Origin of the sequence: Elioraea sp. Yellowstone, assembly GCF_006704265.1 — a bacterium.
Lineage (GTDB): Bacteria > Pseudomonadota > Alphaproteobacteria > Acetobacterales > Acetobacteraceae > Elioraea.
The window spans coordinates 1-15,123 of the sequence record NZ_VIKA01000079.1; the positions used below are offsets into that span (position 1 = coordinate 1).

Below are 15,123 nucleotides of genomic sequence, written 5' to 3' on the forward strand. Positions count from 1 at the left end.
CGGCGAGGTCGAGCACGCGCCTGCCCGCCACCTGCGCCGGATCGTCGAGCACGAAGCGCGCGAGCGCCTGCCCGCCCGGCCAGGCGAAGGCCCAGTAGGGCGGATCGACGCCCTCGCGCGCGAGGCTCGCCTCGGTCGCCTGCCAGATCGGCGTGATCTCGGCGGCGAGATGCAGCGCGAGTTCGGGCACGAGAGGCGCGCGGCCGATCGCGGTCTGGCGGAGGACGAATGCGGCCGCCGCCTCCGGCGTCATGCGAGGCGCCCGAGCACGATCGCCGCCGCGACCGCGAGCCCGACCTCGCGGTTGGCGCGGAACAGCCTGCCGCACAGCGCCGCGTCGTGGATGTCGAGCATGATCGCCTGGCGCGCGAGCAGCAGCGCCGGCACGACCAGGGCAGCGAGGAACCACGGCGAGAGCTCCGCGAGCACGCCCGCGATGCCGGCCAGCACGACCGCTGCGCCGTAGCAGGCGGCGAGGAACGGGCGCGTGCGCTCGCCGAACAGGCGCGCCGTCGAGCGCACGCCGATCAACGCGTCGTCCTCGCGGTCCTGGTGCGCATAGATCGTGTCGTAGCCGAGGGTCCAGAAGAACGCCGCGGCGTAGAGCACGAGCGCGGCTGCATCGAGCCTGCCGACGGCCGCCGCGTAGCCCATCGGCACGCCCCAGTTGAAGGTGATGCCGAGGAAGGCCTGCGGCCACCAGGTGATCCGTTTCATCAGCGGGTAGACCGCGATGGGGAACAGCGAGGCGACGCCGAGCGCGATCGCGAGCGGAGCGAGCTGGAGCAGGATCACGAGACCGATCGACAGGAGAACCGCAAGGAACGCCAGGGCGCGCAACGGCGTCACCGCGCCCGAGGCGAGCGGGCGCGCGGCGGTGCGGGCGACGCGCTTGTCGATGTCGCGGTCCCAGAGGTCGTTGATCACGCAGCCCGCGCCGCGCATCACCACCGCGCCGAGGGCGAACAGCGCGACCAGCCGGGGATCGGGCCAGGGCGTGCCGGCAAGCGCGATCCCCCACAGCCCGGGCAGGAACAGGAGCCACGTGCCGATCGGCCGGTCGAGCCGCGCGAGCAGCGCATAGGGCCGCGCGGCCTCGGGCAGGGCCGCGACCAGCCCGCCCGGCCGGATGTCGCTCGCCTGCGCGCCTGCCCGGTCCATCGCCCCTATAGTCGATGCCGTGGCGCGAACGGCAAGCGAGCGATGACCGAGATCCGACTCTTCGTCCCTGCCCCCCTGGCGCGCGGCGCCACGATCGCCGCAAGCCCGGGCCAGGCGCACTACCTCGCCGCCGTGATGCGGCGTGCGATCGGCGACACGGTGCTGCTGTTCGACGGACGAACGGGCGAATGGCGCGCGCGCATCTCTGGCCTCTCGCGCAAGGCAGCCATGCTCACGGTGGAGGAGCAGACCCGGCCGCAGGCGGCGGAGTCCGATCTCTGGCTGCTCGCCCCGGTGCTGAGGCGCGAGACCACGGAATGGATGGTGGAGAAGGCGACCGAACTGGGCGTCGCGCGCATCCTGCTGACGACGAGTGCGCAGAGCGCGGTCACGCGCACCAACCCCGACCGGCTCGCCGCGATCGCGACGGAGGCGGCCGAGCAGTGCGGGCGGCTCGGCGTGCCGGAGGTGGTACCGCCCGCCCCCGTCGCACGCGTGCTTGCCGGCTGGCCGCCGCGACGACATCTGCTGCTGGCCGACGAATCGCGCGCCGCCCCACCGGCGTGCGCGGTGATCACGGGCGCCGCGGCGGGCGCCTGGGCGTTGCTGGTCGGCCCCGAAGGCGGCTTCACGGAACGCGAACTTGACGGTTTCCGGAAACTCCCGTTCTGTCTCCCGGCCTCCCTCGGCCCCCGCATCCTGCGGGCCGAGACGGCGGCCGTCATCGGCCTCGGCCTGATCCAGGCGCTGGCCGGCGACTGGCAGGATCGGCCGGGCGGCCGCCCGCACGACGCAGCCACACGCGAGGGGAAGAGCGAGGATGTCCGGTCCGTCGGAGGGTGACGCGACCCCGATCACGTCGGTGCGCGATCTCGCGGAGTATGTCGCGGGCGGGGCGAAGCCGCGCGCGGCCTGGCGCATCGGCACCGAGCACGAGAAGTTCGCCTTCCGCCGCAGGGATCTCTCGCCGCCGCCCTACGACGCGCCCGACGGCATCCGCGCACTGCTCGAGGGGCACATGGCGCGCGGCTGGCAGCCCGCGCTCGACAACGGCAACGTCATCGGGCTGAGGAAGGACGGCGCGAACATCAGCCTCGAGCCGGGCGGACAGTTCGAGCTCTCGGGCGCGCCGCTCGCCACCCTGCACGAGACGAAGGCCGAGCTCGACGCGCATCTCGCCGAGGCCAAGGCGGTGGGCGAAGCGCTGGGCCTGGGCTTCCTGCCGCACGGCTTCCACCCGCTCGCCCGGCGCGAGGACATGCCGTGGATGCCGAAGAGCCGCTACGCGATCATGCGGCGCTACATGCCGAAGAAGGGCCGCCTCGGTCTCGACATGATGCTCCGCACCTGCACCGTGCAGGTGAACCTCGATGTCGGCGACGAGGCCGACATGGTCGAGAAGTTCCGCGTCAGCCTGGCCCTGCAGCCGGTCGCGGTGGCGCTGTTCGCCAACTCCCCCTTCACCGAGGGCCGGGCGAACGGGTTCCGGAGCTTCCGCGCCCATACCTGGACGGATACGGACCCGGACCGGTGCGGCATTCCCGCGGTGGTGTTCGAGCAGGGGTTCGGCTTCGAGCGCTACGTCGAATGGGTGCTCGACGTGCCGATGTACTTCGTCTACCGCCAGGGCCGCTACATCGACGTCGCCGGCAGGAGCTTCCGCGACTTCATGGCCGGCAAGCTGCGCGACGAGACCGACGGGGCGGTGGCGACGATCGGCGACTTCGCCGATCACCTGACGACGGTGTTCACCGAGGTGCGGCTGAAGCGCTATCTGGAGATGCGCGGCGCCGACTCGGGCCCGCCGGAGATGCTGATGGCGCTGCCCGCGCTCTGGGTCGGGCTGCTCTACGACGCCGGCGCGCAGGCGGAGGCTGCGGCGCTGATCCGCGACCACGCCTGCCAGGAGTGGCAGGCGCTGCACCGCGACGTGCCGCAGCGCGGGCTCGCCACGCCTTTCTGCGACGGCACCGCCCTGGATCTTGCGCGCGCGATGGTGGGGATCGCTAGGCGCGGCCTCGTCGCGCGGGGGCTCGGCGAGGAGGTCTATCTCGCGCCCCTCGAGGAGATCGCCGCGACGGGTCGCAGCCTGGCGGATCATTGGCTCGACCGGGCCGCGACCGCCTGGGGGGGCGACATCTCGCGCATCTTCGCCGAGGGTGCGCTGTAGCCGCCCCTCATACCCGGAGCACAAGGGTTTGACCTTTGTGCGGAGGGTATGGCGCGCGGGGCTCAAGGGGCGGCCGCGCGCAAAACCAAGGCCTGATGCCCGGCCGGCAAAGGTCGAACCTTTGTCGCCGGGTATCAGCGGAGCGCCGTGCCGCCCACCGTCAGCCCGGAGAGCTTCAGCGTCGGCTGCCCTACACCTACGGGCACGCCTTGGCCGTTCTTGCCGCAGGTGCCGATGCCGGGATCGAGGGCGAGGTCCTTGCCGACCATCGTCACCCTGGTGAGCGCATCCGGACCGTTGCCGATCAGCGTCGCCCCCTTGACCGGCGCGGTGACGCGGCCGTGCTCGATCAGGTAGGCCTCGGAGGCGGAGAAGACGAACTTGCCCGAGGTGATGTCCACCTGGCCGCCGCCGAAGTTCACGGCATAGAGGCCGCGCGCGACGGAGGCGATGATCTCCTGCGGATCGTGCGGCCCGGCCAGCATCACGGTGTTGGTCATGCGCGGCATCGGCGCGTGCGCGTAGGATTGTCGCCGCCCATTGCCGGTCGGTGCCGCCCCCATCAGCCGGGCGTTCTGCCGGTCCTGCAGGAAGCCCGTCAGGATGCCGTCCTCGATCAGCACCGTGCGGCCGGAGGGCGTGCCCTCGTCGTCGATCGTGATGGAACCACGACGATCCGGGATCGTTCCGTCGTCCACCACGGTCACGCCGGGGGCCGCGATCCGGCTTCCCACCAGCCCGGCGAAGGCCGAGGTCCCCTTGCGGTTGAAGTCGCCCTCGAGCCCATGCCCGACCGCCTCGTGCAGCAGGATGCCGGGCCAGCCGGGGCCGAGCACCACCTCCATCTCGCCGGCGGGAGCAGCGACCGAGTCGAGGTTCACCACCGCCTGGCGCAGCGCCTCGTCTGCCGCCGCGCGCCAGGTCGCCGGGTCGAGCAGCCGGTCGAGCCCATGCCGGCCGCCCAGGCCGTGGCTGCCGGTCTCGCGCCGGCCGCCCTGCTCCACCACCACTGTGACGCTCAGCCGCACCAGCGGGCGGATGTCGGCTGCGCGCGCGCCGTCGGCGCGGATGATCTGCACCGCCTGCCACTCGCCCGCGAGACTCGCCATCACCTGCACCACGCGCGGGTCGCGGCCGCGGGCATAGGCGTCGATCTCGGCGAGCAGCCTCGTCTTCGCGGCGAAGTCGACCGACGCCACCGGATTGACGTCGGGATAGAGCCGCGCATTGGTCGAGCGGGGGGCGACGTCCATCGTTCCGCCCCGCCCGCGCCGCACGCCGCGCACGGCCTCGGCCGCGCGCCGCAGCGCCGCCTCGGAGAGCTCGCCCGCATGCGCGTAGCCGACCGCCTCGCCGGCGACCGCGCGCAGCCCGAAGCCGAGCGTGGTGTCGAAGGCGGCCGAGCGGATGCGCCCGTCCTCGAGCGCCAGCGCCTCGCTCTCGCGGTACTCGAGGAACAGTTCGCCGTCGTCCATGCCTGCGAGCGCGGCGGCGGCGAGGGAGATGGCCGCGGCGCGGTCGAGCGCCGCGCCGGGCCGGGCGAAGAACAGCGCGTCGGTGGTGTCGAGATGGCTCATCGCTCGGATCCCGTCCCGGTTCGTGACCTACTGCGCGGCATCGGCACGCCGCAGCACGCGCGCCGCCGGCAGCCGCAGCACCGCCGTCGTGCCCCGTCCCGGTTCGCTCTCGAGGGTGAGCGTGCCGCCATGCGCAAGGGCGAGCGCGCGCGAGAGGAAGAGCCCGAGCCCGGAGCCCTGGTAGCGGCGGGCGAGCGAGGAGTCGAGCTGCACGAAAGGCTGGAAGACGCGTTCAAGGTCCTCCCGGGCGATGCCGATGCCGGTGTCGGCGACGCGGAGCGCGATCCCGCCCTCGACATCGGGCCCGGCCTCGAGCCGCACCGAGCCGCCCGGCGGCGTGAACTTGACCGCATTCGAGACGAGATTGAGCAGCACCTGGCGCAGCCGCCGCTCGTCGCCCCGCACGGCCGGCAGGTCCTTCGGCACGGCGAGGGCGAGCGCGACGGAGGCGGTGCGCGCTGCGGGCTCGAGCAGGCGCAGCACGGCCGCGGAGAGGCTCGCCAGATCGACCCTGTCCTCGGCGAGATCCATCCGCCCGGCCTCGATGCGCGCGACGTCGAGGATGTCGTTGATCAGCGACAGGAGATGCCGCCCGGCCTCGTTGATCGCGTTCGCGTATTCCTCGACCCGCCGCGCATCCGGGCGGTCGCTCTCGTGCATCAGCGCCTCCGAGAAGCCGATCACGGCGTTGAGCGGCGTGCGCAGCTCGTGGCTCATGGTCGCGAGGAACTGGCTCTTCGCGCGGCTCGCGGCCTCGGCTTCGGCGGCGGCGCGGCGCAGCGCGGCCTCGGCCTCCTTCTGCTCGGTGACGTCGGTGTAGGTGACCACGAAGCCGCCGTCGGGCGTGGGATCGGAGCGCACCTCCAGCACGCGTCCGTCGGGGCGCGTGCGCCAGTGGATGGTCGAGACCGAGCGGTCGCGGGTGAGGTAGTCGCGCGCCGCCGCCTCGGCCGTCCCGGGCGGCCCGAGCTCGCCGCGCTCGACCAGGGCCGCGACGAGTTCGGCCTGGGTGCGGCCGGGCTGGAGGAGCTCGGGCGGATGGCCGAGCAGCTGCGCGGCGACACGGTTGGCGGCGACCACGCGCCGGTCGCGATCGAACAGGCAGATGCCGTGGCGGATGTGCTCGAGCATGGTGTCGAGCACGCTCGCCCGACGCATCGCCTCGGCCTCCGCCTCCACGACCGGGGTGATGTCGGTGACGACCGAGATGTGGCCGCCGTCCGGCAGCGGCGCGGTGCGGATGTCGATCGCGGTGCCGTTCGGGCGCATGCGCCGTCGCCGCTGCGGCCTGGTGATGTCGCGGCTGACCTCGCGCAGGAAGGTCTCCGTCGCGTCGCCCGGGCCGAACTCGCCCGCCTCCGCGCGGCGGCGCACCACATCCTCGAGATGGTCGCCGATCGCCACCGGCGCGCCGGCCATGATCTGCGAGTAGGCCGGATTGACCATGGCGAGCCGACGGTCCGGCCCGTAGACCGATACGCCGTGCGGCAATGCGCGCAGGATCGCATCGAGCAGGCGCGCGCGCGCGGTGGCGTCGTTCTCGGCACGCGCGAGGGCGGTGATGTCGTGGGCCGCCACCATGAAGCCGCCGTCGGGCAGCGGATCGCAGGTCAAGTCCAGGACCTGGCCGTTCGGGCGGGTATGGCGGAGGAGATGCGAGCGCGTCCGGTCGAGCGCGATCAGCCGGGCGAGATGCGCGTCCGGCTCGGCCACCGCGGCGAACTCCCCGCGCGCGGCGAGGTCGCGCAGATGCTGCTCGAAGCTGGCCCCCTGCCGGAGCATCCCGTCGGGCAGGCCGAGCAGCTCCTCGTAGCGGCGGTTGAAGAGCGCGACCCGCCCGTCCGGCCCATAGACGCAGACCCCCGTGCGCAGCCGGAGCAGCACCATGTCCAGATGCAGCGCGTGGCGACGCGCCTGCCGCTCCGCCTCCACCAGCGGCGTGACGTCCACCGTGCAGACCACATGGCCGCCATCGGGCAGCGGCTCGAAGCGGACCTCGAAGGAGCGCCGATCGGCGCCGGTGCGCATGCGCCGGCTGGGCCGGCTGCGGTCGATGGCAAGCTGTGCCGCGACCTGCGCCTCGGGATCGACCGCGCCGTACCAGCCCTGGCGTGCGAGCAGCCTGACGACGTCCGCGAGATGCATGCCGGGCCGGAACGCCTCCGGCGCGAGGCCGGCATCCTCCGCGTAGGTGCGATTGGCCCAGATGAGCCGTCGGTCGGAATCATAGAGGCAGATTCCGACCGGCAGCCGGTCGAGCGTGGCGCGCAGCAGCGCCTGCTGGCGTTCATGGGCGCGCGCGGCCTCCATCTCGACCGTGACGTCGCGGCCGATGCCGCGATAGCCGCGGAACTGCCCGTCGCGGCCGAACACCGGCACGCCGCTGACGCGCACCCAGTAGGGCGCCTCCGAGCCGCGGCGCGAGCGGTAGGTGAGGTCGCGGAAGGGGCGGCGCGCGGCGAGGTCCTCGGCATGGCGCCGCCACATCGCCTCGTCGCCCGGCTCGCGCAGCACCTGCTCGAAGCGGGTGCGTCCCAGCATCGGATCGCCGAGGCGCGGGGTGAGCGCGCGCGCCCCGCGGCCCGGCTCGTGGACCGAGATGAAGGTGAAGCGGAAGTTCTCGTCCTGCTCCCAGAACCAGTCGCCCGAGGCCTCGGTGAAGTCGAGCAGCCGGCGCTCGCGCTCGGCCAACGCCTCGTAGGCGAGGTTGAGGGCGGCAAGCTCCGCCCGCAGCCGGGCGATCTCCTCGCTCACGGCCGGCCAGGGCCAGCGCGCGGGCGCATCCGGTCGAGCGCGTTGACGAAGGCCGCGAGCACCAGCGCCGCCATCGTCTGATGCAGGGTGCCGAGCCCGACCGGCACGACGTGAACGAGTGTCAGCACGCCGAGCAGGTACTGCAGCACCACGGCACCGGCCAGAAGCAGCGCCGCCGGCGCCGCACTCCGTCCGCGCTGCCGCCACGCCACCGCAGCGAGCCACAGCGCCGCGCCGAGGGCGAGGGTGGCCACGAGACGATGGTTGAACTGCACCGCGGCGACGTTCTCGAACCAGTTCATCAGCCACGGCTCGAGCGCGCCGTAGCCCGCCGGCACGAGCCGCCCGTCCATCAGCGGGAAGGTGTTGTAGTCGAAGCCGGCGCGGATGCCGGCGACGAAGCCGCCCGCCAGCATGGCGACGATCGCCAGCAGCCCGGTCGCGATCACGCCGCGCCGCAGCGGCGCCGGCGCCCACTCGGCGGCCGGCCGCCGCAGCAGGCCGAGCGCGGTCCAGAGCAGCGCGGCGAGGATCAGGAAGGCGAGGCCGAGATGGATCACCAGGCGGTAGGGGCTGACCGCGGTGCGGTGCGGGAAGAACCCCGAGGCGACCATGAACCAGCCGACGAAACCCTGCAGCGCGCCGAGCGCGAACAGCAGCGCGAGCCGCGGCACGAGGTCGCGTCGGATCCGACCGGCCAGCCAGAGGCCCGCGAAGCCGGCGAGGAACGCCACGCCGATCAGCCGCCCCCAGAGCCGATGCAGGTACTCGAGCCAGAAGATCTCGCGGAAGCCGGCGAGGTCCATGCCGGCGTTCACGGCGGCGTATTGCGGGATGGTGCGGTAGAGATCGAACAGCCTCTGCCACTCCGCCTCCGAGAGCGGCGGGAACCAGCCGGTGAGCGGACGCCACTCCATGATCGAGAGCCCGGAGCCGGTCAGCCGGGTCGCGCCCCCGAGCGCGACCATGACCAGCACCATCGCCGCGATGCCGAGCAGCCATGCGCCGACGGCGCGGTCGCCCGCGGCGGCTCCGGCCTTGCCGGCATGGGACGTCTCGGTCAGGTCGAACGGCATGGTCGGATCTCGCGTCTCGCGGCACCGGGCGCGGCGCGGCCGCCGGCATGGCCGCGGGATGCTAGCGCAGATCCCGATCTGGTGAAGGCACCCGGTCGGGTGTCGCGGCGCGCCAGCAGCCCCAGGCGCCGATCGCGACAGCCGAACCCGGTGCCCGCCGATCGGACCCGCCTCGTCTTGTCGCTGCCGGACCCGTCTGGTATGGCCCGTGCCGCGACGGAATCAAGCGCCCCGGCCGAGCCGCACCGGTCGCGGCCCGGCGCATCCCCGGCTCCGATGGATCAAACCCGCCCCACCCCAGCCGCCGCCGCGGCGTCCCGGCCCGCGCCGCTGCTCTCGGTGGTGGTGCCGGTGCGCAACGAAGCGCCCAACATCGCCCCCCTGGTCGCCGAGATCCGCCAGGCGGTCGCCGGGCTCGGCGCGTACGAAATCATTTATGTCGACGACGGCTCGACCGACGGCACGGCCGCCGCCCTCGCGGAGGCTGCGCGCGCGGGCGACCTGGTGCGCCGGCGCCATCGCGTCTCCTGCGGGCAGAGCGCGGCGATCGCCACCGGCGTGAAGGCGGCGCGCGGCACCTGGATCGTCACGCTCGACGGCGACGGCCAGAACGACCCGGCCGACATCCCCCGCCTGTTCGCCGCCGCGCTCGCCGAGGACGCGCTCGATCCTGCGCCGGTGCTGATCGCCGGACACCGCACCACGCGCAGGGATACCCGCACCAAGCGCATCGTCAGCCGGATCGCCAATGCGGTGCGCGCGCGCCTGCTCGGCGACGCGACCCCGGACACGGGCTGCGGGCTGAAGGTGTTCCGCCGGGCCGATTTCCTCGACCTGCCGCGCTTCGACCACATGCACCGCTACCTGCCGGCCCTGTTCCTGCGCGCGGGCGGACGGGTGCGCAGCGTGCCGGTGAACCATCGGCCCAGGCTGCGCGGCCGCTCCAATTACGGGGTGCTGGACCGGCTGGGGGTGGCGCTGCTCGACCTGGTCGGGGTGATCTGGCTGCAGCGCCGCGGCCGCAGGCCCGAGGTCGAGATCCCTGAGGGGCCGTGAACGGCCGCGCGCTGCTCCGGCTGCTCGCGCTGGCGGGCGGCCTTGCGCTCGCCGGGCTGCTTCTGCGCGCGCTCGGCCTCGCCCCCGGCACGGCGTGGGTCGACGCATGGGTGCGTGGCCGCGGACTGGCGGGCCAGCTCGTCTTCCTGGCGGTCGGCGCGGCGGCGACCGCGGCGGGCCTGCCGCGCCAGGGTGTCGCCTTCCTCGGCGGCTACGCCTTCGGCGCGCTCGCCGGCACGCTGCTCGGCTTGGCTGCGCAGCTCGGCGGCTGCGCGCTCGCCTATGGCTGGGCGACGCTGGTCGGCCGCGCCTGGGCGGAGCGGCGGCTGGCAGGCCGGTTCGGCCACCGCCTGCGGCCGCTGCGCGACGCGCTCGCCGCCGACCCGTTCGGCGCCACGCTGGCACTGCGGCTGCTGCCGATCGGCAACAACCTCGCGCTGAACCTGCTCGCCGGCATGGCGGCGATCCCGCCGCTGCCGTTCCTCGCCGCCTCGGCACTCGGCTATCTCCCGCAGACGGTGGTATTCGCCCTGCTCGGCAAGGGGATCCGCGTGGACGGCGCGTGGCAGCTCGCGCTGTCGGTCGGGCTGCTCGCGGTCTCGATCGCGATCGGCATCGCGCTGGTCCGCCGCCACCGCGCCGGACGGGCGATCGCGGCCGACGCGGGGGACGGCTGAGCGGCCCGGTGCACCGCATGGTCGACGCGCGGCGGCGATGGTGGCAGGAAGGGCGCCATGCGGACGGACATCGCGATCATCGGTGCGGGCCCTGCCGGGCTTGCCCTCGCCGCTTCCCTGGCGGGCAGCGGTCTCGACGTCACGCTGATCGAGCGGAACGACGAGGCGAGCCTCGCCGATCCGCCCTTCGACGGACGCGAAATCGCGCTCACGCATCGTTCGCAGGCGATCCTGCGCGCGCTCGGCGCCTGGCAGCGCCTGGCCGAGGCGGAGATCGCGCCGCTCGCGGAGGCGCGCGTGGTGAACGGCGGCTTCCCGCTGGCGCTGCGCTTCAGCCCGGAGGGGGCCGGTGGCGAGCCGCTCGGCCGGCTGGTGCCCAACCATGCGCTCCGCCGCAGCCTGTTCGCGACCGTGGCCGAGGCGGCGGCGGCGCGGCTGGTCGCCGGCCGTAGCGTGGTCGACCTCTCGCTCGGCGCGGACGAGGCGCGCGTCCGGCTGGAGGGCGGCGCGGAGATCGCCGCGCGGCTGGTGGTGGCGGCGGATTCGCGCTTCTCGGCGGCGCGGCGTCGCGCCGGGATCGGTGCCGCGATGCTCGACTTCGGCCGCAGCATGATCGTCTGCCGGATGACGCATGAGCGGCCCCATCGCGGCGTGGCGACCGAATGGTTCGGCCATGGCCAGACGATCGCCATGCTGCCCCTGCGGGGCGACGCCTCCTCGGCGGTGCTGACGCTGCCGCCGGCCGAGGCGGAACGGCTGCTCGCCCTCTCCGCGGAGGCCTTCGGCGCGGAAGTGACGCGGCGCTACGAGGGGCGGCTCGGCGTCATGCGGCTGGTCGGCACGCGTCACGCCTACCCGCTGGTGGCGGTCTATGCGCACCGATTCGCCGCGCGCCGCTTCGCGCTCCTCGGCGATGCCGCGGTGGGGATGCACCCGGTGACGGCGCACGGGTTCAATTTCGGGCTCTCGGGGGCGGCGCTGCTTGCGGACGAGGTGAGGGGGGCCGCGCGTCGGGGCGGCGATCCGGGTGCGCATGACGGGCTCGCGCGCTATGCCGCCGCGCACCGGCGCGCCACGCTGCCCCTGTTCCTGGCCACCAACGCGATCGCGCGGCTCTACGGCGACGAAAGCCTGCCGGCGCGGCTCGCGCGGGCGGCGCTGATCGGCGCCGGCGTGGCGCTGCCGCCGATCCGCCGGGCGATCGTCGCCCGGCTGATGGATGCGCGCCCCGCCCTCAGTGCAGGTTGAACTGGCCGGCGGCGAAGCGGAGTTCGGCCGGACGGACCAGGGCGGTCGAGGCCACGGTGACGGAGTGCAGCCTGCCCTCGATCTCGCGTGTCCAGAAGTCGAGGAAGCGGCGCAGCACGGGGAAGCCCGGCGCCATGTCGAGGTCCTGCCAGACGAAGGTCTGCAGAAGCCCGGGATGGTCCGGCATGTGGTAGAGGATCTTCGCGGTGGTCAGCCGGTACCCCATCAGCTGACGCTCGATCGCGGAAACCGACATCCTGTGTGTCTCCTCCATGCGCTGTTGTCCGTGCTCCGGTGTCTCCCTTCCCGTTCGTCGGAGCATGCCACGCTGTTGCTGAACGCAAAACAAAAACCGCGCGATTCCAAGGGGTTAGCAGCCCATCGGGGCGAGTGCTGCCAGGCTTGACTTGCGCGCAGGGCTCGCCTAGATCGCTGGCACTCCTCGGGAGGGAGTGCTAGCAAGCGGCGCCGCGCCGCCCTCCCCCCGGGAGGTTGCGATCGGTTCTGAAGCCATCAACGGAGACAACCGATGAAGTTCCGTCCCCTGCACGACCGGGTGGTGGTGCGGCGCGTGACCGCCGAGGAGAAGACCGCCGGCGGCATCATCATCCCCGACACCGCCAAGGAGAAGCCCCAGGAGGGCGAGGTCGTCGCCGTCGGTCCCGGCGCGCGCAACGAGAAGGGCGAGCTCGTCCCCCTCGAGGTGAAGGAGGGCGACCGGGTGCTGTTCGGCAAGTGGTCCGGCACCGAGGTCAAGATCGAGGGCGAGGAGCTCCTCATCATGAAGGAGAGCGACATCATGGGCATCGTCGAGGTGCCCGCCGCCAAGAAGAAGGCCGCCTGACCCTCCCCGCCAACCGGCTGCAACCCCTCTGAACAACCCGAAGGTGTGAGGACATGCCTGCTAAGGACGTGAAGTTCGGCGCCGATGCGCGCTCGCGCATGCTGCACGGCGTCGACATCCTGGCCAATGCGGTCAAGGTGACGCTCGGCCCGAAGGGCCGCAACGTCGTGCTCGACAAGAGCTTCGGCGCGCCCCGGATCACCAAGGACGGTGTCACCGTCGCCAAGGAGATCGAGCTCGCCGACAAGTTCGAGAACATGGGCGCGCAGATGGTGCGCGAGGTGGCGTCGAAGACCAACGACGTCGCCGGCGACGGCACCACCACCGCCACCGTGCTTGCCCAGGCGATCGTGCGCGAGGGCGCCAAGGCGGTCGCCGCCGGCATGAACCCGATGGACCTCAAGCGCGGCATCGACAAGGCCGTCGCCGCGGTCGTCGAGGAGCTCAAGAAGAAGTCGAAGAAGATCTCCACCTCCGCCGAGGTCGCCCAGGTCGGCGCCATCTCCGCCAACGGCGAGCGCGAGATCGGCGAGATGATCGCCAAGGCGATGGAGAAGGTCGGCAACGAGGGCGTGATCACGGTCGAGGAGGCCAAGGGCATCCAGACCGAGCTCGACGTCGTCGAGGGCATGCAGTTCGACCGCGGCTACGTCTCTCCGTACTTCATCACCAACGCGGAGAAGATGGTCGCCGAGCTCGACAACCCCTACATCCTGATCCACGAGAAGAAGCTCTCCGGCCTGCAGCCGATGCTGCCGCTGCTCGAGGCGGTGGTGCAGTCGGGCAAGCCGCTGCTGATCGTCGCCGAGGACGTCGAGGGCGAGGCCCTCGCCACCCTGGTGGTGAACAAGCTGCGCGGCGGGCTCAAGGTCGCCGCCGTCAAGGCGCCCGGCTTCGGTGATCGCCGCAAGGCCATGCTCGAGGACATCGCCATCCTCACCGGCGGCCAGGTGATCAGCGAGGATCTCGGCATCAAGCTCGAGAACGTCACGCTGAACATGCTCGGCCGCGCGAAGAAGGTGATCATCGAGAAGGAGAACACCACGATCGTCGAGGGTGCGGGCAAGAAGTCCGACATCCAGGGCCGCTGCAACCAGATCAAGGCGCAGATCGAGGAGACCACCTCGGACTACGACCGCGAGAAGCTGCAGGAGCGGCTGGCGAAGCTCGCCGGCGGCGTGGCGGTGATCCGTGTCGGCGGCGCGACCGAGGTCGAGGTGAAGGAGCGCAAGGACCGCGTGGACGACGCGCTGCACGCCACGCGCGCCGCCGTCGAGGAGGGCATCGTGCCCGGCGGCGGCACCGCGCTCGCGCGCGCGACCGCGATCCTCGGCAAGATCAAGGTCGACAACGACGACCAGCGCTTCGGTGTGGACATCGTCAAGCGCGCGATCACCACGCCCCTGAAGCAGATCGCCGAGAACGCGGGCGAGGACGGGCCGGTGATCCTCGGCAAGGTGCTGGACAACGACGACTACAACTGGGGCTATGACGCCCAGGCCGGCGAGTTCAAGGACCTCGTCAAGGCCGGCATCATCGACCCGACCAAGGTCGTCCGCACCGCGCTGCAGGACGCCTCCTCGGTGGCGAGCCTGCTGATCACCACCGAGGCGATGGTGGCCGAGCGTCCGGAGAAGAAGCCCGCCCCGGCGGGCGGCCCGGGCGGCGGCATGGGCGACATGGACTTCTGACCGCCCGATCGCCGTTGATGGTTGGGGGGCGCTCCTGCGGGGCGCCCCCTTTTCGCAAGGCGGCGCCGATTCCCCTTGACGCCGACCGCGCGACCTGCGCCTAGTGCGCCCGCAATCGTGCGTTTCGCTTGCTTGGCTTGGCTCTCCGGCACGTCCGGGTGTTTCGACCCTCGCTTCCGAAAAACCCGGTTGTCCAGACGCGGCGCGATCCCCGCGCCGCATGACGTGCTGCAGAGGAGGGCCGCATGGCCACAGGCACCGTGAAGTGGTTCAACGCGACCAAGGGATACGGCTTCATCGTCCCCGACCAGGGCGGCAAGGACGTGTTCGTGCACATCACCGCCGTCCAGGCGGCAGGGCTTCAGGGCCTCAACGAGGGCCAGAAGGTCAGCTACGAGGTCTCGATGGAGCGCGGCAAGGCCGCGGCCGGGATGCTGCGCGCGCTCTGAGCGCGGCACCGGTCGATGCGACCCGGGGGCCGTCCCGCAAGGGACGGCCCCTTCGCGTTCCACCCCGCGCCGTTTTGCCTTGACCTGCGCGGCCGCACCCGTGTTCCCTGGAGCGGCAATCGTGCGTTTGGCTTGACAGACCTCGCCTCCTCTCTGGCTTCCGGGCTACCGGGCGGCTGACGGCTTTCTCTCCGGACCCGGTTGTCCGCCGCATCGCGGCGGCTCTTCAGCGCAGAGGAGGGCCGCATGGCCACAGGCACCGTGAAGTGGTTCAACGCGACCAAGGGATACGGCTTCATCGTCCCCGACCAGGGCGGCAAGGACGTGTTCGTGCACATCACCGCCGTCCAGGCGGCAGGGCTTCAGGGCCTCAACGAGGGCCAGAAGGTCAGCTACGAGGTCTCGATGGAGCGCGGCAAG

The 15,123-nt window shown here is 72.5% G+C and carries 15 protein-coding genes; 9 read left to right on the forward strand and 6 right to left on the reverse strand.

The features are described 5' to 3' along the window. Positions 1-253: methyltransferase (locus tag FK498_RS11820; RefSeq protein ID WP_370510900.1), on the reverse strand; the 253-nt coding region annotated here is incomplete at its 3' end. Beyond that, the gene (gene ubiA / locus FK498_RS11825) at positions 250-1,161 is read right to left on the reverse strand and encodes a 4-hydroxybenzoate octaprenyltransferase (RefSeq protein WP_141854796.1); all 912 of its coding nucleotides are present in this window, start codon (positions 1,159-1,161) and stop codon (positions 250-252) included. The genes ubiA and FK498_RS11820, both read right to left, overlap by 4 nt. Before the next feature lie 42 nt (positions 1,162-1,203). On the opposite strand from ubiA, the gene FK498_RS11830 reads away from it, so the two are divergent. Further along, complete coding sequence (locus FK498_RS11830) at positions 1,204-2,004, forward strand: 16S rRNA (uracil(1498)-N(3))-methyltransferase (protein ID WP_141854798.1); 801 nt, start codon at positions 1,204-1,206, stop codon at positions 2,002-2,004. Next, positions 1,982-3,331, forward strand: coding sequence for a glutamate--cysteine ligase (locus tag FK498_RS11835; protein ID WP_141854801.1), 1,350 nt, complete (start codon positions 1,982-1,984; stop codon positions 3,329-3,331). The genes FK498_RS11830 and FK498_RS11835 overlap by 23 nt, the downstream gene beginning before the upstream one ends. A gap of 134 nt (positions 3,332-3,465) precedes the next feature. On the opposite strand, the gene tldD is transcribed toward FK498_RS11835, so the two are convergent. From tldD to FK498_RS11850, 3 genes are read right to left on the reverse strand one after another with little or no spacing between them, the layout of a single operon-like run. Beyond that, positions 3,466-4,908 (reverse strand): metalloprotease TldD, encoded by a 1,443-nt coding sequence (tldD, locus tag FK498_RS11840; protein WP_141854803.1) that lies wholly within the window; start codon positions 4,906-4,908, stop codon positions 3,466-3,468. A gap of 27 nt (positions 4,909-4,935) precedes the next feature. Further along, positions 4,936-7,662: a PAS-domain containing protein gene (locus FK498_RS11845; RefSeq protein WP_141854805.1), complete on the reverse strand. Its 2,727-nt coding sequence runs from the start codon at positions 7,660-7,662 to the stop codon at positions 4,936-4,938. Beyond that, the gene (locus tag FK498_RS11850) at positions 7,659-8,738 is read right to left on the reverse strand and encodes a COX15/CtaA family protein (RefSeq protein ID WP_141854807.1); all 1,080 of its coding nucleotides are present in this window, start codon (positions 8,736-8,738) and stop codon (positions 7,659-7,661) included. Before FK498_RS11850 ends, FK498_RS11845 begins: the two co-directional genes overlap by 4 nt. 276 nt (positions 8,739-9,014) lie before the next feature. On the opposite strand from FK498_RS11850, the gene FK498_RS11855 reads away from it, so the two are divergent. From FK498_RS11855 to ubiM, 3 genes are read left to right on the forward strand one after another with little or no spacing between them, the layout of a single operon-like run. Then, positions 9,015-9,794 carry a glycosyltransferase family 2 protein gene (locus FK498_RS11855; RefSeq protein WP_141854809.1) on the forward strand — a complete coding sequence of 260 codons (780 nt, stop codon included), beginning with the start codon at positions 9,015-9,017 and terminating at the stop codon, positions 9,792-9,794. Then, a complete protein-coding gene (locus tag FK498_RS11860; RefSeq protein WP_141854811.1) occupies positions 9,791-10,471 on the forward strand; it encodes a TVP38/TMEM64 family protein in 681 nt (226 codons plus the stop codon). Before FK498_RS11855 ends, FK498_RS11860 begins: the two co-directional genes overlap by 4 nt. Positions 10,472-10,528: 57 nt before the next feature. After that, complete coding sequence (gene ubiM, locus FK498_RS11865; protein WP_141854813.1) at positions 10,529-11,719, forward strand: 5-demethoxyubiquinol-8 5-hydroxylase UbiM; 1,191 nt, start codon at positions 10,529-10,531, stop codon at positions 11,717-11,719. Here the strand turns inward: ubiM and FK498_RS11870 are convergent. Next, entirely contained in the window at positions 11,706-11,975 is a 270-nt protein-coding gene (locus FK498_RS11870) for an usg protein (RefSeq protein WP_141854815.1), read from the reverse strand. The two genes, ubiM and FK498_RS11870, sit on opposite strands and share 14 nt — an antisense overlap. A gap of 273 nt (positions 11,976-12,248) precedes the next feature. Between FK498_RS11870 and groES the strand changes: the two genes are divergently transcribed. The 4 genes from groES to FK498_RS11890 all read left to right on the forward strand — a co-directional run. Then, positions 12,249-12,563, forward strand: a complete 315-nt coding sequence (gene groES, locus FK498_RS11875; protein ID WP_141854817.1) for a co-chaperone GroES — start codon at positions 12,249-12,251, stop codon at positions 12,561-12,563. A gap of 53 nt (positions 12,564-12,616) precedes the next feature. Next, complete coding sequence (gene groL, locus FK498_RS11880; RefSeq protein WP_141854819.1) at positions 12,617-14,254, forward strand: chaperonin GroEL; 1,638 nt, start codon at positions 12,617-12,619, stop codon at positions 14,252-14,254. A 245-nt stretch (positions 14,255-14,499) separates the two neighbouring features. Beyond that, complete coding sequence (locus FK498_RS11885; RefSeq protein ID WP_019013802.1) at positions 14,500-14,703, forward strand: cold-shock protein; 204 nt, start codon at positions 14,500-14,502, stop codon at positions 14,701-14,703. Positions 14,704-14,949: 246 nt separating this feature from the next. Then, on the forward strand, positions 14,950-15,123 hold a 174-nt coding region (locus tag FK498_RS11890), incomplete at its 3' end, for a cold-shock protein (protein WP_141854821.1).